This is a genomic window from Streptomyces sp. NPDC001156 (assembly GCF_053598275.1).
The window spans coordinates 1-1,733 of record NZ_JBSFJX010000499.1 but is presented as its reverse complement, the minus strand read 5'-3'; the positions used below and the strand labels follow the sequence as shown (position 1 = coordinate 1,733).

At 68.3% G+C, this 1,733-nt stretch carries 2 protein-coding genes; one reads left to right on the top strand and one right to left on the bottom strand.

Annotation, left to right across the window (positions count from 1 at the left end; translation table 11 throughout):
* The first annotated feature begins 419 nt into the window (after nt 1-419).
* Complete coding sequence (locus ACWDA7_RS52570) at nt 420-617, top strand: hypothetical protein (RefSeq protein ID WP_450615280.1); 198 nt, start codon at nt 420-422, stop codon at nt 615-617.
* A gap of 75 nt (nt 618-692) precedes the next feature.
* Here ACWDA7_RS52570 and ACWDA7_RS52565 read toward each other — a convergent pair whose 3' ends face one another.
* Entirely contained in the window at nt 693-1,346 is a 654-nt protein-coding gene (locus ACWDA7_RS52565; RefSeq protein WP_450615279.1) for a hypothetical protein, read from the bottom strand.
* Between the last annotated feature and the right edge of the window lie 387 nt (nt 1,347-1,733).

Sequence of the window (1,733 nt, the reverse complement as noted above, 5' to 3'; positions counted from 1 at the left end):
TGAAGCGGTACGGGCGGGGACTGGAAACGGAGCGTCACGCGTCACCGCCCCAGTCCCTGACCCTACTTCCACACGGTCACCTTTAGACGCCACCAATGGAGATGCGCCACGCCGTACCGACCTTGGCCAGTTCGAGGCCTTGGCCGTTGGTGGCGTGGGCACCCCTTCCGGCTTTCCCCGGCTACCGATCAGTAGTCAAAGAATGACCCGGGGTAACAGGTGCCTCCCCGGAACGTCCGTGAGATGCTCGCGCCGCCTGCATAGCCGTCCGCCGCCCCCACCGGCGACCCGAATCGCGTCACGATCCTGGGGGACACCGCATGCGCACTAGCGTTGCGTCGGCCACGGTAGCCGCAACCTGCTTGCCCACCTGTGCCGACTGCTGTGAGACACGGCCTGGTCCCGCTCGCCAACCGGCCGTGACCCGCAGGAACCCCCCGCCCACCGCAGATCTGAGCTACGAGCAGCACGCCGGGCGCGCCTGCTGCTGGTGCGGCAAAACGCTGTCGGGCGGGGCCGTCAGCGCGGGCATCTCCCGCGGCCGGATCGGTGCTCATGTCCTCGACACCGAGGTATACGCCTGCCCGGAGTGCGCGGGCGACCACGTGCAGGAGTGAGGGGCACCCCGCCGGCGGGTACCCCTCATGCACAGCTTGTTCTCGAGCTATCGCTGACCAGCGGATACGCGCGTGTCAGTGGATGAGAGGTCCTCCCGCGGTCGTACGGGGCGTCAGCCGCACGGTCCCAGCAACCGTGTTCGCGTCAAAGGCCCAGCGTGCGCCGTCGGCCACCAGCCACAACACCACCGGTCCCGATGCCGTCATATCCAACAGTGCCGCGTACTTACGCCAATGATTGCCGGTGGCCGCCGCCTGCGGATTCGCGCCCAGCCTCAGCAGGGAGCTCAGCAACTCCAGCAGCCCGTCCGCCCCCGCGATTCCGGCTTTGGCCTCCATGGCCAGCACCGGCACACCGCCGCTCTCCACCACAGCATCGAACTCCCCCTGCTCGAAGCAGATATCCGTCCCCGCCACCCCGTGAACCATCAGCAGCTCCGCCGCCGCGGCCATCTGGATCAGATACTCCAAGTTGACTGCCATGCCCGAGCCGTTACGGCTGAACAAGGCATATCGGCCGCCGGAAGCCTTGGGCCGGAACACCTGCGGCACGACGAATCCGGCAAAGTCCACATGAAAAACCCGCGCGTCAAGCGCCGCCAGAAACCCCGCCGCCTCGTCCGCCCCAAGACCCCGCCGGGACGCAGCCAGGCGCGGAGACAGGACATCGGGCCGCACGGCCGCGAACCCGACCGCCCACGCCTGCAGCAGCGCGTCCAGCCGCCCCACCGCACCTGGACCCCGCACTTCCGCCGCCCTGGTCAGCTCCTCGGACTGCCTGACCGTCCCATCCCACCAGGCATCGCCCAAGACCGCCCGGACCTCCGCACCGGCTCCCATAACCCGCCCCTCCCCGGTGCTGCTTGCTGCAGGCAGTCCGCCTCGTTTCACAGCGGGGGTTCCGCTCTTCGCGGCTGGCCCACGCCGACGCTCCAGCCCTCGCTGTACGGCTCGTGTTCTGCGCGCGGGAAAACCTCTCGCCCACAGGGACGGGCCGAGAACCTGGACCGATCATGCGGTCTCGAAGAAGTCTTCGTCAGTCTCCACTACTCGAAAGGTCTGCCGCTCCTGTACCCCGATTCCGTGGGTGACCATGAGCCGTCCCAGACGTGGGCC